The organism is Serratia sp. EC4 (genome assembly GCF_059652115.1).
Map to the genome: position 1 here is coordinate 59,379 of NZ_JBNIDE010000012.1, position 19,678 is coordinate 79,056.

Sequence of the window (19,678 nt, forward strand, 5' to 3'; positions counted from 1 at the left end):
GACTAGGTTCCTCCCCGGAGTTTGACAGAATTTACTGAAGGCTCAGGTACCGGCCGTGCGGCGTTGATTTTCGGATCAACGCCGTTTTTGTATGCAGAAAACCACCTGCTGGGCAGGTGGTTCAGTAAAGCTTTCAGCTTTGAGTCGGATATAAAAACTCCTTTTGATTTGTTACAAACACCTTGCGGTCTGGCAACTGCAACGGTGAAAAAATCAAAAGGAGGTCCCTGTGGGGAACGAGAAAAGCTTAGCTCACACCCGATGGAACTGTAAATACCACATAGTCTTCGCGCCGAAGTATCGTAGGCAGATTTTTTACGGAGAAAAGCGAAGAGCAATAGGCAGTATCCTGAGAAAGTTATGCGAATGGAAAAATGTGAATATTCTGGAGGCGGAGTGTTGTGCCGACCACATTCACATGCTGTTGGAGATCCCGCCAAAGATGAGTGCCTCAAGCTTTATGGGGTATCTGAAAGGGAAAAGTAGCCTGATGCTTTATGAACAGTTCGGAGACCTGAAATTCAAGTACAGGAACCGGGAGTTTTGGTGTCGTGGTTACTACGTTGATACGGTAGGGAAAAATACAGCCCGGATAAAGGAATACATACGCACGCAACTGGAGCAGGACAAACTGGGAGAGCAACTGTCGATCCCGTATCCGGGAAGCCCGTTTACGGGCAGTAAGTAACGGTTGAAAATGCAAATGTCAGATTGCAATGCGCCTGTTAGGGCGCTGCTGGCAATAGAGCCTTACAGGCGCATATGAAAAACCTCCGGCTATGCCGGAGGATATTTATTATTTTATGGTTCTCAAAACGGAATATTGCGGTTGACACTCTCGATGCTTGCATTAAAAATGAACAGGCTTACTTGTTGTCTTCGGACAACCAGCCAATGCTTCAGCACTCTGTGAGAAGCGCCTTCGGGTGAGTGCCAGCCAAAGTTTCAGCGGTCTGTGAGAAACGCCCTCGGGTGACTGCCAATAGCCTCGTAGCCTGAAAGAGGAAGCCCACGTGGCGGTAACACCGTTTAGCCTTTGAGAACGGGGATCACTTAGCGGTGATGAAGGCCCATTTCACAATCAAGACTGTCTGCACTGACGTATGACTTTGCAGACTCCCGACGGGAAACACTTTCCCGTCGGGAAGGTGTATTTCTCCGTCACCGAATCTTTACTCCTGGAGAAAACATCATGTCTACCCAATCTCAGCAAGCATCTACTAAAACTGAATACTTCAACCTGACTATCAAGGGCATGGGGTACCTCAGCAACATTCGTCAAGTCAATGGCCCGAATGGCACCTTTATCAGCTGTGTCGTCAATGGACTCTCCGGTCCTACCGATAACGCCAGTTACACGCGTTTCGATGTGACGGTCGCCGGTAAAGAAGCCAGCAGCCTGATCAACCGCTGTCAAAAATCGGTTGATGAAGACAAAAAGGTCCTGATTGGTTTTGTGCTCAGCAATCCCAAGACGGACATCTTCACGCTCAACAGCGGCGAACATGCCGGTGAACAGCGCGTCAGTCTCAAAGCCCGCCTTATCAAGGTCGATTGGATCAAAATCGGTCAGGAAAAGGTATATCAGGCTGAGAAATCCGACTCTACGCCGCCTCAGCAAGGTTCCGCACAGCAACAATACGCGGAAAACTCTTTCTGATAACGCCCTTTACGCCTCGATTTTTCGGGGCGTTTTTCCCCTTTCTAACTCTATTCCCTATGAGGATTTGATTATGGCGTCTCGCGGCGTTAACAAAGTCATATTGATTGGCCACCTTGGGCAGGATCCGGAAGTCCGTTACATGCCAAATGGTGGCGCGGTTGCCACCCTGTCGCTTGCGACTTCCGAGACCTGGCGTGATAAACAATCCGGCGAACAGAAAGAAAAAACCGAATGGCACCGTGTGGTGCTGTTTGGCAAACTCGCTGAAATTGCCGGCGAATACTTGCGTAAAGGTTCGCAGGTCTATATTGAAGGCGCTTTGCGCACGCGTAAATGGGCAGATCAGAGCGGCCAGGATCGCTACACTACTGAGGTAGTCGTTAACGTGGGCGGCACGATGCAGATGCTGGGTGGTCGTAGTCAGACCGATAACCCGGGGCCCTCAGCGTCTGGTAGTTGGGGGCAACCTCAGCAACCGACCCACAGTGGTACACCCCCTCAGGCGCCTGCCGGCAATGAACCGCCGATGGACTTTGATGATGACATCCCATTTTGACCTGGCTGGCATTCATTGACATACTGCACATAGCGTCTGCTGTGTGCAGTTTTTCTATCTACTATACCGGAGGCTCCCATGGGAACTCGTTACGATACCGACGTGGTCGCCTGGGCGAATGAACAGGCGGCGTTACTGCGTGCCGGTAAACTTAGCCAGTTGGATATTGAAAACATTGCCGAGGAGATTGAGGACGTGGGCAAGAGTGAAAAGCGCGAACTGGCCAGCCGGATGGCGGTTTTACTGGCTCACCTTCTGAAGTGGCAATTTCAACCTACTCACCGTGGTACAAGTTGGGAACTGACGATCAAGGGGCAACGCGGTTTGATAGAGCGCCGTTTAAAGAAAACCCCCAGTCTGAAAGTTGCTATGGTCGATCGGGAGTGGTTGGAAGATACCTGGTTTGATGCTTTGGCTATAGCATCAAAAGAAACGGGGATCGGTCTGGATAAATTACCCGCTTCTTGCATTTGGACTGCAGAACAGATCCTGAACCAGGATTATTACCCAGAACCCTAATTTGGGTTCGTTAGCATGATTCGATAACGCTGACCTTCGGGTTGGCGTTTTTTTTTGATTAGCAATAAAGAGTTGTTAATTGAGCCTCCTGGACGGTAACCGCACAGTGACACCTGCCAATTGTCACTGAACAGGAAATCTTCCGGATGAAAAAAACAATTCTCGTCTCTTCCCTGGCAGCACTCATGCTGACCGGGTGCGTTACTCAGCAGCCACTGCAGCAGCGCGATATTTCCCCTGTCACGCCTTCGGTTACCGTCACCCGCAACGTTCAACCGGTGAGCCCGGATGCTTACGGGCAGGTGCCTGAGGTCGTGCGCTACGACCGTTATTTACTGGTCAGCACCGACCCGGCGGCCGTTCAGCGTGATCCGCTCTCGCAAATCATCGATATCCGTATTCCGGCATCAGTAAAACCGACGGTGGCTGACGCGTTGCGTTATGCGCTGCGCCAGTCGGGCTATTCACTGTGCGCGACCGGACCTGCTAACGGCGTGCTTTACCGCCAGGCGCTGCCGGCGGTGCAGTACCAACTGGGGCCGATGCGTTTGCGTACCGCGCTGCAGGTACTGGCAGGCCCCGCGTGGCAGCTCGAGGTAGACGACGTGCAACGTGTTGTCTGCCACAGCCTGCGTGACGGGTATCAGTTGCCGGCGACACAGCTGCCGCCGGTGACGGTAGCGCCGGCCAGGGCGGTTTCAGCACCGGTTTCAGCGCATCCTGCTGCGACGGTCATAGTACCTCAGCCCGTTAACACGGTACCGGCAACCGGCGGGTGGCTGAAAAAATGACTGAGCAAAATGATGAAATGATGCCGATGACACCGGCAAAAAAAGGGTTGCTTCGCAGCAGGGCCTTCTGGGGGACAACGGCCGGCGTTGTTGTTGTCCTGGTTGCAGGCCTCGTCGGTTCAGGGGCTATCAGGCATATCGACCAGCGTATTGCCCTGCTTGAGCAGGCACAGAAAGCACTGGCGCCGCAGGATGGCATGAACTCTATAGCCGATGAGCTGCAGGCGCAGGCTAAACAGCTTAAGAGCCTGGCTGAACGTCAGGACTCGCTCACGCGGCAGATTGGGGCGCTGACGCTAACCAATGGGTTACCGGAGAAACTTGAGCAGCAGCTGCAGGCTCAACAGGTTGAGTTAAATGCGCTGAAAGACAGCATTGAGTCTGTGAAAAAGTCAGCGACTGAAAAGCTTGTACCGACAGTAGCCCCCTCAACGGACATCCCCGCTGCACCTTCAGCGACCGCCAAAATCACCCCAAAGCACAAGCCCACGCCAATTAAGCCCTCCCCGCGTAATGCGGTACCTCGTGTGGCGCGCAAAGCACCATTCGTGCTGACCGGGGTGGAGCAGCGCGGGACGTCGGCCTTTGCGGCTGTGGCGCCGCAGGGGTTCAGCGATTTGTCGCAGGTGCGGTTAATCGGGGAAGGGGAGTCGGTCGCCGGCTGGATCCTGGTCAGTGCCGGTTACGGGCAGGCGACGTTTCGTGTGAACGGCCGCCTGCAGACCGTCAGCGCCCAATAAGGAGAGCGTGATGAAACTGAAATACAGCGTAATTTCCCTGATGCTGCTGAGCCCGTTATCACAGGCGGCGCAGCAGACGGCTATTGAGAACAGCCAGTCTACCCTGAGTGAGATTCAGCAGAGCCAGGCCAACAAGACGGCGCAGCAGGGCAGGCAGTGGGGCCTCAGTGGGGAAGAGTACCAGCGTTATCAGCAGTTGATGGATGGCCCTCGCGGGACCCAATCCCCTGGGCTGGATCCGTTAACCGCCCTTGGCATCGAGGCACAGAGCGATGCCGAGCGTAAAAAGTACGCGCAGCTGTGGGTGCGGCTGGAGTTTGCCCGTACGGAGAAAGAACTCAAGTTTCAGCGTGAAGTCGATGCAGCCTGGCAGCGCCTTGGCGTACTGCCGGTGAACATGGGGAATGCGGCCGGTATCGCGCATGACACCGGCGGGCGGCTGGCGCTGTTCGTGAAAGCGAAGGACTGCGGTCAGTGCGATGCACGACTGGCGGCGGTGCTGGCAGATAACCGGCCGGTCGACATTTACCTGGTCGACAGCAAAGGGGATGACAGCCTGCTGCGTAGCTGGGCGAAGGCACATCACATTCCCGTCGACAAGGTGCTCGCGCGTCAAATCACGCTGAATCATGACGGTGGCCGCTGGATGAAATTCGGCAACGGCCTGATGCCGGTGGTGCTGCAACAAGGGGAGAACGGATGGACACTCGCCGCATTCTGACCCGGGGGCTGTTGCCCCTGTTGGCCCTTCTCACCTCTGTGAGCGGGGGAGCCGTCCATGCTGCCACCCAACAGGTTCCCTCTGGTTATCGGGAAGTGGCGCTGCGTCACGGGGTGCCGCCGGAGTCCCTGTATTCGGTGGCGCTGGCTGAGACATCGATGGCGCCGAAAAGCATCATCTCGGTGACCCGCGGGGCTGGCCCGGCCCCGGATGTGGAACGCCCCTGGCCCTGGACCATTAACGTGGCCGGCAAAGGGTATCGTTACGCCAGCCGCCTGCAGGCCTGGGAAGCACTCCAGCGTTTTTTGAAAACACATCCTCGCAAGCGCATCGATGTCGGGATTGCCCAGGTCAATCTGGGCTGGAACGGCCATCACTTCACGTCGACCTGGGAGGCGTTTGACCCTTACACCAATCTCAACGCGGCAGCGGCCATCCTGCGGGAATGCTATGACCGCAATCCCGGAAGTTGGCTGGTTGCCGCCGGGTGTTATCACCATCCCGCCGGCGGCGCACCGGCAGCCCGGTATAAATCCATCGTGAGTGGCAAGCTGGCACGCCTGAACGGCAGGGGTTCCGCTCCGAATCGGAAGGTCAGTACAACCCCCACGCCCACGGCGTTACCGGCACAAACGGCGGCGCTGACGTGGGTTGAACCACGGAGCCAGTAAGCATGATGAACGTTAGTTTGACGAAGCAACTGGAAGAACTGAAAGACCAATTGCCGGCGGCGCTGGCTACATGGCAGCAGTCGAAAGGCGGGAAAATCACCGTTGGATGGATGCATGCCGCTAACCCTGAAGTCATCGGCGCTTTGCTTGAGCTGCTCGATGGCCATGAGCAGGAGGACGCATGAAAACGCTTGAGATGATTAAAAACCTGGCAGAACGCAACACCGTTGTTGCCAGTGCTGACGTACTCGCTGTGTTTGCAGCGCTGGAAAAATCGCATCAGCGCATCGGAGAGCTGGAGTCTCAGCTGCAATCGGGGTTTACGCCGGAGGCACTGGCTCAGGAAGAACGAGCGGAAAATGCCGAGCAGCGCGTAGCAGAGTTGGAATTCATGCTGAGGAACACATAATTATGAAAAAAGTGAATTTCCTGCTGTTCGGCCTGAGTCTGGTGACCACCACTGCGCTGGCCAACCTGAACGTGATCGCCGATATCGGTGGTGAAGATGCTTCGCCATATTTTGAAGGTATCAACCGTCAGGAGGGAGCGCAATCGTCTCCGGTCGTGCCGCCGGCGCCGGCATCGCCCGCTGAGGCCGAGGCGGCCGCGTTGCCTGTGGCAACGCCAGAGCTGACACCCGGCGATGTGGCTGACAGACCGCTGCAGTTACCGGGGATTGGTTCGTTGTTTATTGTGGGGGATGACGATGCCAGTCGTCTCTGGCTGCAGGCGAATGCGGAACAACTCAAATCCCGGCATGCTGCGGGTCTCGTCGTTAACGTCAGTAACCTGCCTGCACTGCAGGCGCTGCGTGAGCTGGCGCCGGGGGTACCGATGGCGCCAGCCTCCGGCAGTGAGTTGGCGCGCCGGCTGCAGCTGTCGAATTACCCGGTACTCATCACCGATACCGGTTTGTCCCAGCAGGTTACACCATGATGTCTCCGCAGCATGTCGGTATCGCGCTGATGGCGAATCCGGTGCTGGCCGTCCTGCTGACAGGGCTGTTTATTGCGGTGATGGCCGGGTTGAATCTGCGTGGCCGTGAGTCAGCCTCCGTACGCCGCCACCGGCGTTACCGTGCGACTGCTGCCCGTGTTCTGCAGCGACTGCCCCAGTTGGGCGGCAATGGTCAGCGTCTGGCCTATCTGCGCAAAATCAATCCCTACGTTTTTGAAGAGCTGCTGCTCCTGGCGTTCGAGCGTCAGGGGTATGCGGTTATCCGCAATACCTCCTACAGCGGCGACGGCGGCCTGGACGGTCAGGTCATTATTGAAGGCAAGACCTTCCTTATCCAGGCCAAACGATATGGCCGGGCAATCACACCGTCTCATATCACGAGTTTTGGTGCATTACTGAGACATCACCATTGCGACGGTTTTTTCATTCATACCGGCCGTACCGGCCAACTGAGCCATGCTTTGCTGCAGAACCATCCCCACGTCCACCTGGTCAGTGGCCAAAAGCTGCTGGCGTTACTTGCCGGCAATACAGAGTGGATGTTTTTTTTAACCGTGAATTCGGTCACCAACCTGAATGATAAGGAAGGTCGTCATGAGTAATCGTCATGTGATGGAAGCGCTGCTGCGCCCGGCGGTAGAATTGAATACCGCGATCGTTGCCGGTGCTGCGGCTGCGATTTGTTTTGTTGCTCCCTGGTCGGTCGCCCTGGCGCCGTCAGTGAGTTATGTCACCGCCGGCGGGTTTGCAGTGCTGTCCGCAGTACGAGCACGGCAGGGCCTGCGGGTGGTCCGTTATCGCCGTAATCTGCGTCGGTTACCGCGCTATGTCATGGAAAGCCGACAGATCCCGGTGAGCCGGCAGCGTCTGTTCCTGGGAAAGGGATTTCGTTGGCAGCAAAAGCACACCCAACGCCTGATGGATACCCGCCGTCCGGAGGTGGAGAAATACGTCCAGCCGCCGCAGTTGTACCAGATGGCGCGCCGTCTGGAGCTTAAAACCGAATACACCCTGCCGTGGTTGTCCCAACTGCTGCGCAAGGACTCCCCGCTGAACCCGGTGCGGCCGTTGCCACCGGTTGGAGGAAACCCGGCCATTCACGGCATTGAACCCGATGAGCTTGATGTCTCGATGGCGCTGGGCGAACGTGTGGGCCACAGCCTGGTGCTGGGCACTACCCGCGTAGGCAAGACCCGCCTGGCAGAGCTGCTTATCACCCAGGATATACGCCGCGGTGACATCACCATCGTGTTTGATCCAAAAGGGGACGCTGACCTACTGCGGCGTGTCTGGGCTGAAGCCCACCGCGCCGGCCGCGGGGATGAGCTGTTCATCTTCCACCTGGGCTGGCCGGATATCTCGGCGCGTTATAACGCCGTTGGGCGCTTTGAGCGCGTGTCGGAAGTGGCCGGGCGTATTTCTGGGCAACTGAGCGGAGAGGGCAATAGTGCGGCGTTCCGTGAGTTTGCCTGGCGATTCGTCAATATTGTGGCGCGTGCCCTGGTCGCGCTGGGGCAACGTCCGGACTATCAGTTGATCACCCGTTACGTGAACAACATCAGCGAGCTGTATGAGACCTACGCGAAGAAAGTGATTGAGGCGCGTATGCCGGCGCTGCAGCAACAAATCGACAACAGCCTGCAGGTGCTGACGGAGGACGATGTCCCGCGAAATATGCAGGGCCAGCCGAACGCGATAAAAATCATGGCGGTGGAAATGGCGCTGAGTTCCGAGGCCGGCAAGCAGTTGTATGATCCCATTCTCGATGGACTGCGTAGTGCCGTGAGATATGACCGTACCTACTTCGATAAAATTGTGGCGTCACTGCTGCCGCTGCTGGAAAAACTTACCACCGGCAAGACCGCCGAGCTCCTGGCGCCGAACTATATGGATATGAGCGACCCGAGGCCCATTTTTGACTGGGAACAAGTTATCCGCAAGCGCGGCATTGTCTACGTGGGGTTGGATGCCTTGTCGGACGGGGTGGTCGCCTCTGCCGTCGGCAACAGCATGTTTGCCGACCTGGTGTCGGTTGCCGGTCATATCTATAAACACGGTATGCACGGCGGGTTGCCGACCCGGGCAGACGGTAAACTGCCGATCAACCTGCATTGTGACGAGTTCAACGAGCTCATGGGGGACGAATTTATCCCGCTTATCAACAAAGGCGGCGGCGCCGGTATGCAGGTGACGGCCTACACGCAAACCGAGTCGGATATCGAGGCGCGCATCGGCAGTACCGCGAAGGCGGCTCAGGTGACAGGTAACTTCAATACCCTGATTATGCTGCGTGTGCGTGAGAACCGGACCGCACAGTTGCTGACAACACAGCTCCCGGAAGTGGATATCTACACCAAAACCCTGGTATCAGGGCATGCCGATACGGCCGATGTGGAGAAGGGACAGGATTTTACTTCCAATACCCAGGACCGCGTCGGTACTGTGAAAGCCCCTTTGCTCGCCCCGGCGGATGTGATTAACCTCCCGAAAGGACAGGCGTTCGCGCTGCTGGAGGGCGGTCAACTGTGGAAAATTCGGATGCCACTGCCCAGTGGTGACAGGGATGATGCTTTGATGCCGGCCAACCTGCAGAAGATTGCCGAGGAGATGCAGCGCAACTACCGTACCAGCGAGTCCTGGTGGTCTGCCAGCACGGTAATGCCGGATGTTGCCATCAAAGGGGGGCTGAATGTCGCAAGCGGTGAATAATCAACCTCAGCAGCCCGTACAACCCCGTAAGCATGGGCTGTTTTACAACGTGCTGTGGGGCTGGCCCTGGATGCTGATCGGGATGTTCCTGGCTTCGCTTTTGGTGAGCCTGGTGATCGAATATGTCGGGATGGCCTTCTTCTGGCCAGAGCTTGGCGCATCGCACAGTGAAGCGGTGATGAACACCGAGTTGGGGTACCTGTCCTCTGAGTTTACACGCAGTCTGCTGCTGTCTGAACCGTCAGTGACCGTCACCCGTTGGATTATGATGGCGTATCAATGGACCTTCGTGGACAGTGGCTTTTTGGACTGGATTAAGCAGGCGTATGACACCCAGGTACACAGCCAGAATGCGGTTGCCAGGGAGCTGAATAGCTGGAGTGGTTGGCTGGCTAGCACGCTTAAAGAGTACCTGATGGCGACGGTGTACGTCACCGTCATCACCCTGGTACGTGTGACCATTTTGGTGCTGTCCATCCCGCTGTTTATCCTGGTGATGCTGGTTGCGCTGACCGAGGGGCTGGGTCGGCGTGATATTCGGCGCTATGGTGCCGGCTATGAGTCGAGTTTTGTGTACCACCACGCCAAGCGGATGGTGAAGCCGGCGGTGTATATTCCCTGCATGCTGTACTTGTCCTGGCCAACAGCGGTATACCCCAATCTGCTGTTGTTGCCGGCCGCTATCCTGCTCGGCATTGCGGTAACGGTAACGACAGCCTCCTTCAAAAAGTATCTCTAGAGCGAAAACTCGAGCTGGACGGCGGCGTACAAAACTGGCTTTTGTGCGCTGCCGTCAGCAGACAAGCCGCTGTGCGGCGCGGCAGTATTTCCAGGCTTAAAAACCATCCAAGTTTCATAACGAGTTACCTGCTGTCCTTCTTGTTCGAACCATTTATTGTCCTCTGAATGTCCCCTAAATATTTTTGTGGCTCTGCAATTTAATCGAAAACGAGGTGTTGAATGAATCTGTATATTTGCGCTGTTATTGCTCTTGAGGCTGTTATTCTAGCCACACTGCTTAAACCTATTTTAGAGAAAGCCCCTCCGGAAAACCGTGTTCAACGTTGGTTACGTGTCCTACAAGTATTTGCGATCTTGTGTATTGGGGGATCTATGTTCCTTTTCAGTATCGTGATGCATTTATGAGGTTGGGCTGATTCTGATACTGGTATTACTGCCGTTGGTGTTACCAACGGTGCAAAACTGATACCCCCTTCTCTATTGCTGTTGATGTACAAAATAGGCCTTTGTACAACAATAGTGTCTGCAGACCGATTATTTAGCTTCATGCGCTTCCCCTGGCTAAAAATTATCAAAATTCTATAAAGAGTTATCCGCTGATCTCCCGCCCCATCTATCGCACCCTGAGAGCACCCTAAATCATCAAGGAGTGCTTGTGTATGCCTATCCCCGTTGTTCGTGGTCTCGGCGCCGGCTGTGTGCTGGGGCTGACTTTGCTGACCGCACTGCCTGCCTTTGCCGCTGAAAAAGATGAGCTGGCCTCTGCCCAGCGCATGCTGATCCAGGTGCAGGCAGCACTTGAACGTGCGCGTGTTGCCGCCGTTCAGGCTGACCCGTCGGAGCGCGGTCGTTTCTTCTTCGACTATGCCCGCGCTACCGCCGATCTCAAAACCATCAATGCCGGCATTGACCGCTATCTGGAACCCTCGCGTGCCCAACCACGTGATGGCAGTGCGGTGGCCGGCAACTACCGTCGGGAGCGCCCCTGATGGCCATGACCGGTGCGCAGGAGCAGGCCTTCAAGGCGGCCAGCGGCGGTGTTGAAGTCAATATTCTGTCGCTGATTTGCATCGGTGGGTTACTGGCGGTGCTGTTTGTCTGGGCAGCCTGGGCTCTGGTTGATGTTTACCAGGGCTGGAGTAACGAAAAAGTACGCAATGGGGCGTTGGTTCACTTCGTCATCAAAACCGTGCTGTTGCTGGTTGTTTCAATCTGGATGTTTGCCAGCTGACCTGCAAGAGGCGCTGGACCGTATTTCACGATGTTATTTTCACACACCAATAAGGAATGTTTTATGAATGCTGCAGTTCGTCTTTTCCGTCAACTCTGCGCGCGTGCCGCGGTAACCACTTCCCTGGCGTATGTCACCAGCCAGCCGGTGCAGGCGGCTCTGCCGTCGGTTGAACCTCCGTCCTCCGGTGGTGGCGGTGGTCTGATGGATACCATCAAAGGCTATTTCCAGGACGGGATCGTTATTATCGGTCTGGTCGCCGCTGCGGTGGCCTTCCTGATTGTCGCCAATTCTGCCATTCATACCTTTGCTGAAGTGCGTGATGGCAAAGCGACCTGGGCCAAGTTTGGCGCCATCGTGCTGGTTGGTGTGGTGCTGCTGGTCACCGTCATTTGGCTGGTTGGCAAGTCCGCCGAAATCCTGTTCTAAGGTGACCCTCCATGCAGACTATCCGATTCTTACCTGACCGTCTTAACGCAGAGCCTGTCGTCTTCCGGGGGTTCACCACCCCGGAGATGGGACTGGCGGCGTTGGCGGGCGTAGGGCTGGGTCTGCTCGTGTCGTTGCCGTTTCTTCCCCTTGCCGGTTGGGTCGTGATACCCACCGGCATGCTGGTGACGCCGCTTCTTGTCATCTGGTTTGGGGGCAGCCGGCTGACGCGCCTGAAGCGCGGCAAACCGGAGAATTATATCTGGCAGCGCCTCGAGGCGCGTAAACGTCGCATGGGGTGGGGGGATCCCACCCTGATTATCGACAAACAGGGCTGGTCGTTGCGTCGCAGCCGCGTTGTTAAGAGGTCCACATGAGCCGTTTCAGACATGCGGTTAAAAACCGCGATCAGCATATTCTCACGTTGCGTGTTGCCTGTGGCGTGCTGGTCGTTTTCCTTCTGGTAGCCAGCATCGGCTGGATGCGGGCGCCAGACAATTTGACCATCCATAACCCGCCAGACCTGCGCAGCGGCTCTACCCGCGCCTGGTGGGAGGTACCACCGTCCACGGTCTACAGCTTCGGCTTTTATATCTTCCAGCAACTCAATGCCTGGCCAAAGAACGGTGAGGTGGATTACCCGGGAAAAATCAATGGCCTGTCACCGTACTTGACGCCGTCGTGTGAGCGCTTTCTGAAAGCGGACGCCAAAAAGCGTAGCGAAAGCGGTGAGCTTGCCGGCAGAACGCGCGTGGTGTTCGAAATCCCTGAGCACGGCTACAACGGCCGCTATAACCAGAGCCCGGTGACGGTCAAAGGACGTGATAACTGGGTGGTGCGCCTTGACCTGGTGGCGGACGAGTCTTTCGCCGGTGAACCGGTGAAACGCGCACTGACACGTTACCCGCTGAAAGTGGTGCGCGCAGAAGGGGATCCGGAACGTAATGAGTTTGGTCTGGCACTGGATTGTTACGACAGCATGCCACAGCGTCTTGCTGCGGCGCCGGCGGAACCCGCACCTGAGAAAAAAGGAGTATTCCAATGATGAAAGCACGTGTTCTGGCGCTTTCCCTGAGTGTACTTCCCCTGGCGGCGACGTTCAGCGTGCCGGTTACCCAGGCGGAAGAACTGATGAAGTGGGAGCGTATCCCGTTGCAAATCCCGCTGGCCGTCGGCAAGGAACGGGTGCTGTTTGCCGATAAAAATGTCCGCGTCGGTTTCCCGCCGGCGCTGAACGGCAAGCTGCGGGTACAAAGCAGCGGCGGCGCGGTTTACCTGAAAGCCGATGCGGCTTTCCCGCCAACGCGTCTGCAGCTGCAGGACGTCGAAAATGGGGAGGTTATTCTTCTCGATGTGGCGGCATCGGACAAAGGCCCGGCCGAACCGGTGCGCATTGTCTACAGCGGTGACGTGACCTCAGTCGGCAGCAGTAACGACGCGTCTGCTGCTTCAGGGGGAAATAACGCGGCGCCCGGGGCGGATAACGGTACCCTGGCGAAGCGTAAAAAGGTCAAATATAACGCGCCGCTGCCGGTCGTCCTGACACGGTACGCAGCACAAAGCCTGTACGGCCCGGTGCGCACGGTTGAAGCGGTGCCCGGCATTCATCCGGTCAACCCGCACCTGCCGAAGCGTATCACCACACTGTACCCGTCAGAGCCGGTGACCATCACGCCGCTGGGCGGCTGGGGTATTGGCAGTCGCAACGTGGTGGCGCTGAAGGTGCAGAACACGGCCAGCCGCAAAATCACGCTCGATCCCCGGGTACTGCAGGGGCAGTTTGTGACGGCGACGTTCCAGCACCGTTATTTGGGACCCGTTGGCACGCCGGAAGACACCACCACGCTGTACCTGGTTACCGCCGGTCGCCCGGACGGGGCGTTTATCGCGGAGCCGTCGGCGGTTCGCAAAGCCGTAAAAGCGGTGAAGAAGGGGGCTAATCATGGCTGAGGTGAAATCCAACATGCTGCCGAAGGTGATTGTGTTTGGTGTGCTGGCCACCGCGATCATCGTCGGGCTTAAGGCCTGCAGCGGCGATAAAGCACAGGAGGAGACTCAGCAGGCGCATAACGTGCTGGCCAGCATGTCGCCGGAAGAGCTGCGGGCGCTGGGTGTGGAGGGGGATACCCCGGAGGACACGCTACGCACCCTGGTGGGCACTCTGCGTACTACGCGAACCCAGCAGGCCGAGTTGCAAAGCAACATCGACAAGGTGTTGAAAGAAAACGAAGCGCTGCGCAAGCGTAATACCAATGTGTCCGGCCAGGTCAATGAGGCCGTGGCCGGCTTCCAGAAGCAGGCCGAGCAGCGCCAGCAGCAGCTCCAGCAGGAGCAGCAGACGCTGATGGGGAAAATTCAGACGCTGACCGAGCAGCTGACTGCGAAAAAGGACAAGGCAAAAAGCGACAGTGATATTCCGCTGGGGCTGGGACTGGATGGCATGGGCGCCGGGGACGGTGGTGCCGCTCCTGGTCAGGATGGCTTGATGTGGGTCGGACCTAAAGACATGAAAGAACCCGACCCGCGCAATCCGAACAGCGCCAAAGACGGCCCGCAGTTCCCGACGTCATTCCTGTCCGACAATGCGATCACGCGCCAAAAAGCGGCCTATGAGCAGCAGGTGAAAGGGCATACCAATGAAAAAGGGGCGGAGGAGAACGCCGAGCCGGTGTTTACCCTGCCCGAGAATTCCACCCTGGTGGGCAGCCGCGCCATGACGGCGCTGTTGGGCCGGGTACCTATCAACGGCACGGTGACCGATCCTTATCCTTTCAAGCTGATGATTGGCAAAGACAACCTGACGGCGAACGGCATCGAGTTGCCGGACGTCGAGGGTGCGATTGTCTCCGGGACGGCCAGCGGCGACTGGACGTTGTCGTGCGTGCGCGGCCAGGTCAACAGCATCACCTTCGTGTTTGCGGACGGGACGGTACGCACCTTGCCGCATCCTGACACCAATATGAAGGCCAATAGCAACAACAATAGCGGTAACAATGGCAAAGACGTCAGCACCACCGCCGGCATTGGCTGGATCTCTGATGACAACGGCATCCCGTGCATCGGTGGAGAGCGTAAGTCCAATGCCTCGACCTACCTGCCGACGATCGCCGCCTTGTCGGCCGCCAGCGCCGCCGGGGAAGGGATCAGCCAGGGGCAATACACCACGCAAAACAATGTGAATGGCATCACCTCGACCATGACCGGTAATGCCGGCCAGGCCGTGCTGGGCAAGGCGCTGTCAGGCGGGATGAAAGAGACCGCCGATTGGGTGCGTGAGCGCTACGGCATGATGTTCGACGCCGTGTACGTTCCCCCGGGCCAGAAACTGGCCGTGCACATTACCCGCCAGCTGGCGATCGACTTTGAGACCAAAGGGCGCAAGGTGCGTTACGACTTCAGCCTGCCTGGCGAAGACGGCAGCACCGGCGGACTGGATTAACACGTCATTCAGAGGAGGAGAAGCATGCTGTGGCGTCAATGTGAAAAGATGAGTCGCCCACAGAGTTAGGCGCTGGTCTTGCTGTCCTGCAGCGCGTTTTGGTTAGGTGTGCTGCTCCTGCTGTGTTTGCTTATAAGAGAATGATAATCATGCGGAAAAATCTGTTTAACCGGGTCCTGGCGACCGCTGTCATTGTCAGCGTCATGGCGTTGGCCGGCTGTTCGACGTCGAAAGAGGAAATGCTACCGCCAGGCGACAGCTCGATGCTGGAATTGTGGCAGGGTGAAGACGGTGGCGGTTCAGCGCGTAATGCGGTGGCGGCACGCGACAGCCTGCGCCGGCCGCTCACCGAGAACGAAAGCCAGGCAACAGCCGCAAGCGATCGCAGCTACAGCCGCACACAGGAAAGCGAAATCAGCCAGCAGTTCCCACGGTTGCCGAATCCCGACCTGGTGATGTATGTGTATCCGCACCTGGCGGATGGCAACGCGCCGGTGCCGGGCTACAGCACCGTGTTCCCGTTCTACAGTCAGGTGCAGTATGCGATGCCGGGTGAACGGACGGAGGCCTACTGATGCGATTTTCCCTGTTTGATAAAAAGCGCCTGACGCGCAAGAAGCCGGCAGTGCCGGCAACGGATGTCCAAGACACGGTGATCGCCACCGAGGACGGTGTGCCGCTGTCTGTCGACGGGCGAGAGCCGTTACGGCGCCCGGGCAAGATGACGGTAAAGGATGAGAAGCAGGTGTATCACGCCAATCCGTCCATCGTTGATTACCTGCCCTGGGCGGAGTTTCTCGACCGTGAGCAGTGTATTTTGCTCGATGACGGCGTATCTGTCGGCGCTGTGTTTGACATCACGCCGGTGGCGACCGAAGGACGCACAGACGATCGCCTGGAGCAGATGCGCGACACGGTGGAAGATGCCCTGCAGGACTCGTTTGACGAACATGATGAAAACCCCTGGGTCGTGCAGTTCTTCTGCCAGGACGAGAACAACGTCGATGCGTATCTTGACCGGCTGAGAGGGTATATCAAGCCGCATGCGCAGGGTTCTCAGCTGTCTGAGTCATGGCTGAAAGAAACCGAGCGTCATCTGCGCGGGATTGCCCGTCCGGAAGGCCTGTTTAAAGATACGCTGATAACAGACCAGCCATGGCGTGGGCAGCAACGCCGGACTCGCATGGTGGTCTATCGCTGGATTGGCAAGGGCAACACCGACCCAATGCCGCCTATCGCCATGCTGAATCAGACCTGTGAGCGCGTGACGGGGGCGCTGAACGGGGCAGGCGTGGTGTGTGTGCGGCAAAATGGCGGCCAGGTTCACGACTGGCTGCTGCGTCATTTTAACCCCAGCCCGGAGTGGGTGGATAAAGGGGTTCTGTACCGTGATGCCGCCTATTTTGACAGACGTGATACGCCGGAAGGCGCAATGCCGGTGCAGAATGATTTTGCCGAAACCCTGCTGTTCACCCCACCCGTGTCCGATCCGGACCAGGGGGTGTGGTGGTTCGATAATCAGGCGCATTGCGCGATCCCGGTCGAGAAGCTGCGCCGCCCGCCAGAGCCCGGCACCATCACCGGAGAGATGAAGCGTGGCGAGAAAAAAATCAACGCGCTGATGGATATGTTTCCGGAAGGGACGATGCTGTGCATGACCATCGTGGTGCAGCCGCAGGACACGCTGGAAAACGATTTTAACAAGCTGTCGAAAAATGCTGTCGGCGAAAATACCGAATCCGGGCGTGTGCGTCAGGACGTGGCGCAGGTCAAGGAATACCTGGGTAATCGCCACAAGCTGTACCGTGCCGGCATCACTTTCCTGCTGCGCGCCGGCGACCTGACCACGCTCAATCACAAGCGTGTCGAGCTCACCAACGTGTTGCTTGGTGCCGGCCTGCAGCCGGTTCGCCCGGAGTTTGATGTGACGCCGCTCAATACCTACCTGCGCGCGCTGCCGATGTGCTTTAACCCGGAGACCGACAAGAAACACTGGTACACCCGTCTGACCTGGGTACAGCATCTGGCCGGCCTGTTACCGGTGACCGGTCGTGAAACAGGAACGGGCAATCCAGGCCTGAGTTTTTTCAACCGCGGGGGCGATATTCTGACGGTTGATCCGCTTAACAAACATGACCGCAGCCAGAATGCGCATATGCTGTATTTTGGTCCGACCGGCGCGGGGAAATCGGCGACGTTGTGTGCCACGCTGACGCAAACCATGGCGGTTCATCGCCCACGTCTGTTCGTTGCCGAGGCGGGGAACTCGTTTGGGCTGCTGGCTGATTACTTTGAAAGCCAGGGGCTGACGGTCAATAAAGTCAGCATCAAACCGGGCAGTGGCGTGTCTCTGCCGCCGTTCTCTTTCGCGCATAAGCTTATCGAGGAGCTGAGCTCACTGGAACTGGATGAAAGTGAGCTGCGCGATATCGATGCGGATGACGACGATGAGGATAAACGCGATTACCTGGGGGAAATGGAAATCTCGGCCCGCATGATGATCACCGGCGGTGACCAGAAGGAGGAAGCGGAGTTAAAACGGGCTGATCGGGCAATGATCCGTGAAGCCTTGCTGATGGCGGCGAAGAGCGCCTTTGACGAGCAGCGCCAGATGCTACCGTCTGATCTGCAGAACGCCTTGTATGCGATTTCCAACGACTCGGCCAACGAAAAACGCAATCCACAGCGTCGGGCGAAAGCGGCCGAAATGGCGGAGGCGCTGGGCATGTTTACCCAGGCCGGCAGCTTCGAGGCGGAGCTGTTTAACCGTGAGGGCAGCCTGTGGCCAGAGGCAGATGTCACCCTGATTGACCTGGGGCATCTGGCACGTGAGGGGTATGAGGCGCAGATGGCGCTGACGATGGTGAGCCTGACCAACAGCATCAACAACATTGCCGAACGAGACCAGTACTCGGAGCGGGATATCGTGTTCGCGGTGGATGAGGCGCACATTGTGACGGTGAACCCGCTGCTGGCACCGTACATGACCAAAATCGTCAAGATGTGGCGTAAGCTCGGCGCCTGGCTGTGGCTGGCCACGCAGAACCTGAAAGACTTCCCGGACATTGCCGAGAAGATGCTGAATATGGCGGAGTGGTGGGTCTGTCTGACCATGCCGCCGGAGGAGGTTAACGACATTGCGCGCTTCAAGGCGCTGACCGAGGAGCAAAAGGCGGTGCTGCTGTCAGCCAGTAAACTCTCCGGCTGTTATACCGAAGGTGTGGTACTGTCGAAAAAACTCGAGGCGCTGTTCCGTGCAGTACCGCCGAGCCTGTACCTGGCGCTGGGGATGACGGAGAAAGAAGAGAAGGCCGAGCGCCGCGCGCTGATGCAGGAATTTGGCTGCAGCGAGCTTGAGGCGGCCCGCAAGGTGGCGCAAAAGCTTGACCGTCTGCGCGGCCTGGCGGCTAACGGGGAGGCAGCGGTAGCATGATGACCCTGAAATACCCGGAACCAGTTGTTCGACAGCCAGGCCTGGTCTGTCGTGAACCGTCGTTGTTTACTCTCCCTCCGCAGGGCGTGGCCACCTTAAGCGAAGCAGATGCGCGGCGGCTTGAGACGTTCTGTGCGGCTATCCGCGATCGGCTCCTGGGGCCGGTCCAACTTACGGCCCACCCGCATCGCATCGGGAGTCGTACCAGCGTAGCGTTGCATCTCGAGGGCCGACTGGGGCGTTGCATCGATGTGCTGATCACGGTGACCGGCAGTACGTTGTGGCCCCAGCCGGAGGAGTACGATCACCCGCGCTGGTATGTCACCGTACCGGATGCCGCGGATGTGGTGTATCTGCTGCTCCACCTGAGCGAGCTGTGCGAGCGTTTTCAGGTTAACTGATAGGGATGGCGCGATGATTATCGTTTCGAAAATACGTGACCTGGTCGCGTGTATGTTATGTGGCATTTTTGTGCCAGTTATTTGCGGCGCAAAATTTGGCAAGGGTTGTCAGGCATGATGCCGAAGCCACAGAACCTCGGCTTTATTAGGGCTAGATCACCGACCTTCTAGCCGGTTTTTTATTGGCAATATCCAGCAGCACGCGTTAGATCGTTACAGGCCGTGCTCGCTGGCATGGGCTTTCCATCCGTAGGGGAGCAAAGTGCATCACTTGTGGTTGACCCTTCTCCCTGGTAGTAGCATTGGAAAACGCGGCCCTTTGCTTCGGCATTAAATTTCACTGTGAGCGCTTCGCTACGGCGCACATTGCTGATATTCACCTGGTCGGCGGTCAATCCAAGCGCAAACCCGGCTTTCTCTTTAATTTCGTCAGTTGGCAAAATAGAAACATCTGCATAGGCCGCCGATGTGCCGGTGGTGAGGAGGATGGCGAGTAGCATTTTTTTCATAAGAAAATCTTCCATTTTACAATTCCATAACACTGAAGCTTTAGCCTATCTAGTCAGTTATTTGAGTGCAACCTCTCTTTTCTTGATGGTTAGGAGATTGGATCGACCATTTTTGAGATCCCTAACCATAGATCGTAGCGTGGCATACTCCCAGATGGCGGGGAGTAT

At 57.2% G+C, this 19,678-nt stretch carries 26 protein-coding genes; 25 read left to right on the plus strand and 1 reads right to left on the minus strand.

Annotation, left to right across the window (positions count from 1 at the left end; genetic code table 11):
* Window positions 1–21 precede the first annotated feature (21 nt).
* The 25 genes from ACP39K_RS22725 (at window position 22) to ACP39K_RS22845 (ending at window position 19,001) form a co-directional block, all read left to right on the plus strand.
* Complete coding sequence (locus tag ACP39K_RS22725; protein WP_497008865.1) at window positions 22–273, plus strand: hypothetical protein; 252 nt, start codon at window positions 22–24, stop codon at window positions 271–273.
* Window positions 230–688, plus strand: coding sequence for an IS200/IS605 family transposase (gene tnpA, locus ACP39K_RS22730; RefSeq protein WP_497008866.1), 459 nt, complete (start codon window positions 230–232; stop codon window positions 686–688). The genes ACP39K_RS22725 and tnpA overlap by 44 nt, the downstream gene beginning before the upstream one ends.
* Window positions 689–1,192: 504 nt before the next feature.
* Window positions 1,193–1,660, plus strand: coding sequence for an STY4534 family ICE replication protein (locus tag ACP39K_RS22735; protein ID WP_060558277.1), 468 nt, complete (start codon window positions 1,193–1,195; stop codon window positions 1,658–1,660).
* 73 nt (window positions 1,661–1,733) lie between these two features.
* Window positions 1,734–2,219, plus strand: coding sequence for a single-stranded DNA-binding protein (locus ACP39K_RS22740; protein ID WP_060558279.1), 486 nt, complete (start codon window positions 1,734–1,736; stop codon window positions 2,217–2,219).
* 78 nt (window positions 2,220–2,297) lie between these two features.
* The gene (locus ACP39K_RS22745; protein WP_060558282.1) at window positions 2,298–2,738 is read left to right on the plus strand and encodes a DUF29 domain-containing protein; all 441 of its coding nucleotides are present in this window, start codon (window positions 2,298–2,300) and stop codon (window positions 2,736–2,738) included.
* Window positions 2,739–2,884: 146 nt separating this feature from the next.
* Window positions 2,885–3,529 carry a PFGI-1 class ICE element type IV pilus protein PilL2 gene (pilL2, locus tag ACP39K_RS22750; RefSeq protein WP_497008867.1) on the plus strand — a complete coding sequence of 215 codons (645 nt, stop codon included), beginning with the start codon at window positions 2,885–2,887 and terminating at the stop codon, window positions 3,527–3,529.
* The gene (locus ACP39K_RS22755) at window positions 3,526–4,269 is read left to right on the plus strand and encodes a hypothetical protein (protein WP_497008868.1); all 744 of its coding nucleotides are present in this window, start codon (window positions 3,526–3,528) and stop codon (window positions 4,267–4,269) included. The genes pilL2 and ACP39K_RS22755 overlap by 4 nt, the downstream gene beginning before the upstream one ends.
* Before the next feature lie 10 nt (window positions 4,270–4,279).
* The gene (locus ACP39K_RS22760; RefSeq protein ID WP_497008869.1) at window positions 4,280–4,990 is read left to right on the plus strand and encodes a TIGR03759 family integrating conjugative element protein; all 711 of its coding nucleotides are present in this window, start codon (window positions 4,280–4,282) and stop codon (window positions 4,988–4,990) included.
* Window positions 4,969–5,661 carry a transglycosylase SLT domain-containing protein gene (locus ACP39K_RS22765; RefSeq protein ID WP_497008871.1) on the plus strand — a complete coding sequence of 231 codons (693 nt, stop codon included), beginning with the start codon at window positions 4,969–4,971 and terminating at the stop codon, window positions 5,659–5,661. The genes ACP39K_RS22760 and ACP39K_RS22765 overlap by 22 nt, the downstream gene beginning before the upstream one ends.
* A 2-nt stretch (window positions 5,662–5,663) precedes the next feature.
* Window positions 5,664–5,846, plus strand: coding sequence for a hypothetical protein (locus tag ACP39K_RS22770; protein WP_126027005.1), 183 nt, complete (start codon window positions 5,664–5,666; stop codon window positions 5,844–5,846).
* Entirely contained in the window at window positions 5,843–6,070 is a 228-nt protein-coding gene (locus ACP39K_RS22775; RefSeq protein ID WP_282677455.1) for a hypothetical protein, read from the plus strand. The genes ACP39K_RS22770 and ACP39K_RS22775 overlap by 4 nt, the downstream gene beginning before the upstream one ends.
* Before the next feature lie 2 nt (window positions 6,071–6,072).
* Window positions 6,073–6,597, plus strand: coding sequence for an integrating conjugative element protein (locus ACP39K_RS22780; RefSeq protein WP_060558297.1), 525 nt, complete (start codon window positions 6,073–6,075; stop codon window positions 6,595–6,597).
* Complete coding sequence (locus ACP39K_RS22785) at window positions 6,594–7,220, plus strand: restriction endonuclease (RefSeq protein ID WP_497008873.1); 627 nt, start codon at window positions 6,594–6,596, stop codon at window positions 7,218–7,220. Before ACP39K_RS22780 ends, ACP39K_RS22785 begins: the two co-directional genes overlap by 4 nt.
* A complete protein-coding gene (gene traD / locus ACP39K_RS22790; RefSeq protein WP_435968560.1) occupies window positions 7,213–9,327 on the plus strand; it encodes a type IV conjugative transfer system coupling protein TraD in 2,115 nt (704 codons plus the stop codon). The genes ACP39K_RS22785 and traD overlap by 8 nt, the downstream gene beginning before the upstream one ends.
* Window positions 9,308–10,066 carry a TIGR03747 family integrating conjugative element membrane protein gene (locus ACP39K_RS22795; protein ID WP_497008874.1) on the plus strand — a complete coding sequence of 253 codons (759 nt, stop codon included), beginning with the start codon at window positions 9,308–9,310 and terminating at the stop codon, window positions 10,064–10,066. Before traD ends, ACP39K_RS22795 begins: the two co-directional genes overlap by 20 nt.
* A gap of 661 nt (window positions 10,067–10,727) precedes the next feature.
* Complete coding sequence (locus ACP39K_RS22800) at window positions 10,728–11,057, plus strand: integrative conjugative element protein, RAQPRD family (protein ID WP_060558308.1); 330 nt, start codon at window positions 10,728–10,730, stop codon at window positions 11,055–11,057.
* On the plus strand, window positions 11,057–11,299 hold the full coding sequence (locus ACP39K_RS22805) for a TIGR03758 family integrating conjugative element protein (protein ID WP_084827549.1): 243 nt from the start codon (window positions 11,057–11,059) through the stop codon (window positions 11,297–11,299). The genes ACP39K_RS22800 and ACP39K_RS22805 overlap by 1 nt, the downstream gene beginning before the upstream one ends.
* 63 nt (window positions 11,300–11,362) lie before the next feature.
* Window positions 11,363–11,728 carry a TIGR03745 family integrating conjugative element membrane protein gene (locus ACP39K_RS22810; RefSeq protein ID WP_497008876.1) on the plus strand — a complete coding sequence of 122 codons (366 nt, stop codon included), beginning with the start codon at window positions 11,363–11,365 and terminating at the stop codon, window positions 11,726–11,728.
* An 11-nt stretch (window positions 11,729–11,739) separates the two neighbouring features.
* Window positions 11,740–12,105 (plus strand): TIGR03750 family conjugal transfer protein, encoded by a 366-nt coding sequence (locus tag ACP39K_RS22815; protein WP_086580534.1) that lies wholly within the window; start codon window positions 11,740–11,742, stop codon window positions 12,103–12,105.
* Window positions 12,102–12,773, plus strand: coding sequence for a PFL_4703 family integrating conjugative element protein (locus ACP39K_RS22820; protein WP_043143723.1), 672 nt, complete (start codon window positions 12,102–12,104; stop codon window positions 12,771–12,773). The genes ACP39K_RS22815 and ACP39K_RS22820 overlap by 4 nt, the downstream gene beginning before the upstream one ends.
* Window positions 12,770–13,678, plus strand: coding sequence for a TIGR03749 family integrating conjugative element protein (locus ACP39K_RS22825; RefSeq protein WP_497008877.1), 909 nt, complete (start codon window positions 12,770–12,772; stop codon window positions 13,676–13,678). The genes ACP39K_RS22820 and ACP39K_RS22825 overlap by 4 nt, the downstream gene beginning before the upstream one ends.
* Window positions 13,671–15,167 (plus strand): TIGR03752 family integrating conjugative element protein, encoded by a 1,497-nt coding sequence (locus ACP39K_RS22830; protein WP_497008878.1) that lies wholly within the window; start codon window positions 13,671–13,673, stop codon window positions 15,165–15,167. Before ACP39K_RS22825 ends, ACP39K_RS22830 begins: the two co-directional genes overlap by 8 nt.
* Window positions 15,168–15,316: 149 nt before the next feature.
* Window positions 15,317–15,742 (plus strand): TIGR03751 family conjugal transfer lipoprotein, encoded by a 426-nt coding sequence (locus tag ACP39K_RS22835; RefSeq protein WP_094143098.1) that lies wholly within the window; start codon window positions 15,317–15,319, stop codon window positions 15,740–15,742.
* The gene (locus ACP39K_RS22840) at window positions 15,742–18,600 is read left to right on the plus strand and encodes a conjugative transfer ATPase (protein WP_497008879.1); all 2,859 of its coding nucleotides are present in this window, start codon (window positions 15,742–15,744) and stop codon (window positions 18,598–18,600) included. The genes ACP39K_RS22835 and ACP39K_RS22840 overlap by 1 nt, the downstream gene beginning before the upstream one ends.
* Window positions 18,597–19,001, plus strand: coding sequence for an acetyltransferase (locus ACP39K_RS22845; RefSeq protein ID WP_497008880.1), 405 nt, complete (start codon window positions 18,597–18,599; stop codon window positions 18,999–19,001). The genes ACP39K_RS22840 and ACP39K_RS22845 overlap by 4 nt, the downstream gene beginning before the upstream one ends.
* A gap of 179 nt (window positions 19,002–19,180) precedes the next feature.
* Here the strand turns inward: ACP39K_RS22845 and ACP39K_RS22850 are convergent, their stop codons facing one another.
* Window positions 19,181–19,525 carry a hypothetical protein gene (locus tag ACP39K_RS22850; protein ID WP_421129509.1) on the minus strand — a complete coding sequence of 115 codons (345 nt, stop codon included), beginning with the start codon at window positions 19,523–19,525 and terminating at the stop codon, window positions 19,181–19,183.
* Between the last annotated feature and the right edge of the window lie 153 nt (window positions 19,526–19,678).

Coding starts and splice junctions, on each gene's coding strand:
- ACP39K_RS22735 (WP_060558277.1), top strand. CDS start 1,193: ATGTCTACCCAATCTCAGCAAGCATCTACTAAAACTGAATACTTCAAC.
- ACP39K_RS22740 (WP_060558279.1), top strand. CDS start 1,734: ATGGCGTCTCGCGGCGTTAACAAAGTCATATTGATTGGCCACCTTGGG.
- ACP39K_RS22745 (WP_060558282.1), top strand. CDS start 2,298: ATGGGAACTCGTTACGATACCGACGTGGTCGCCTGGGCGAATGAACAG.
- pilL2 (WP_497008867.1), top strand. CDS start 2,885: ATGAAAAAAACAATTCTCGTCTCTTCCCTGGCAGCACTCATGCTGACC.
- ACP39K_RS22755 (WP_497008868.1), top strand. CDS start 3,526: ATGACTGAGCAAAATGATGAAATGATGCCGATGACACCGGCAAAAAAA.
- ACP39K_RS22760 (WP_497008869.1), top strand. CDS start 4,280: ATGAAACTGAAATACAGCGTAATTTCCCTGATGCTGCTGAGCCCGTTA.
- ACP39K_RS22765 (WP_497008871.1), top strand. CDS start 4,969: ATGGACACTCGCCGCATTCTGACCCGGGGGCTGTTGCCCCTGTTGGCC.
- ACP39K_RS22770 (WP_126027005.1), top strand. CDS start 5,664: ATGATGAACGTTAGTTTGACGAAGCAACTGGAAGAACTGAAAGACCAA.
- ACP39K_RS22775 (WP_282677455.1), top strand. CDS start 5,843: ATGAAAACGCTTGAGATGATTAAAAACCTGGCAGAACGCAACACCGTT.
- ACP39K_RS22780 (WP_060558297.1), top strand. CDS start 6,073: ATGAAAAAAGTGAATTTCCTGCTGTTCGGCCTGAGTCTGGTGACCACC.
- ACP39K_RS22785 (WP_497008873.1), top strand. CDS start 6,594: ATGATGTCTCCGCAGCATGTCGGTATCGCGCTGATGGCGAATCCGGTG.
- traD (WP_435968560.1), top strand. CDS start 7,213: ATGAGTAATCGTCATGTGATGGAAGCGCTGCTGCGCCCGGCGGTAGAA.
- ACP39K_RS22795 (WP_497008874.1), top strand. CDS start 9,308: ATGTCGCAAGCGGTGAATAATCAACCTCAGCAGCCCGTACAACCCCGT.
- ACP39K_RS22800 (WP_060558308.1), top strand. CDS start 10,728: ATGCCTATCCCCGTTGTTCGTGGTCTCGGCGCCGGCTGTGTGCTGGGG.
- ACP39K_RS22805 (WP_084827549.1), top strand. CDS start 11,057: ATGGCCATGACCGGTGCGCAGGAGCAGGCCTTCAAGGCGGCCAGCGGC.
- ACP39K_RS22810 (WP_497008876.1), top strand. CDS start 11,363: ATGAATGCTGCAGTTCGTCTTTTCCGTCAACTCTGCGCGCGTGCCGCG.
- ACP39K_RS22815 (WP_086580534.1), top strand. CDS start 11,740: ATGCAGACTATCCGATTCTTACCTGACCGTCTTAACGCAGAGCCTGTC.
- ACP39K_RS22820 (WP_043143723.1), top strand. CDS start 12,102: ATGAGCCGTTTCAGACATGCGGTTAAAAACCGCGATCAGCATATTCTC.
- ACP39K_RS22825 (WP_497008877.1), top strand. CDS start 12,770: ATGATGAAAGCACGTGTTCTGGCGCTTTCCCTGAGTGTACTTCCCCTG.
- ACP39K_RS22830 (WP_497008878.1), top strand. CDS start 13,671: ATGGCTGAGGTGAAATCCAACATGCTGCCGAAGGTGATTGTGTTTGGT.
- ACP39K_RS22835 (WP_094143098.1), top strand. CDS start 15,317: ATGCGGAAAAATCTGTTTAACCGGGTCCTGGCGACCGCTGTCATTGTC.
- ACP39K_RS22840 (WP_497008879.1), top strand. CDS start 15,742: ATGCGATTTTCCCTGTTTGATAAAAAGCGCCTGACGCGCAAGAAGCCG.
- ACP39K_RS22845 (WP_497008880.1), top strand. CDS start 18,597: ATGATGACCCTGAAATACCCGGAACCAGTTGTTCGACAGCCAGGCCTG.
- ACP39K_RS22850 (WP_421129509.1), bottom strand. CDS start 19,525: ATGGAAGATTTTCTTATGAAAAAAATGCTACTCGCCATCCTCCTCACC.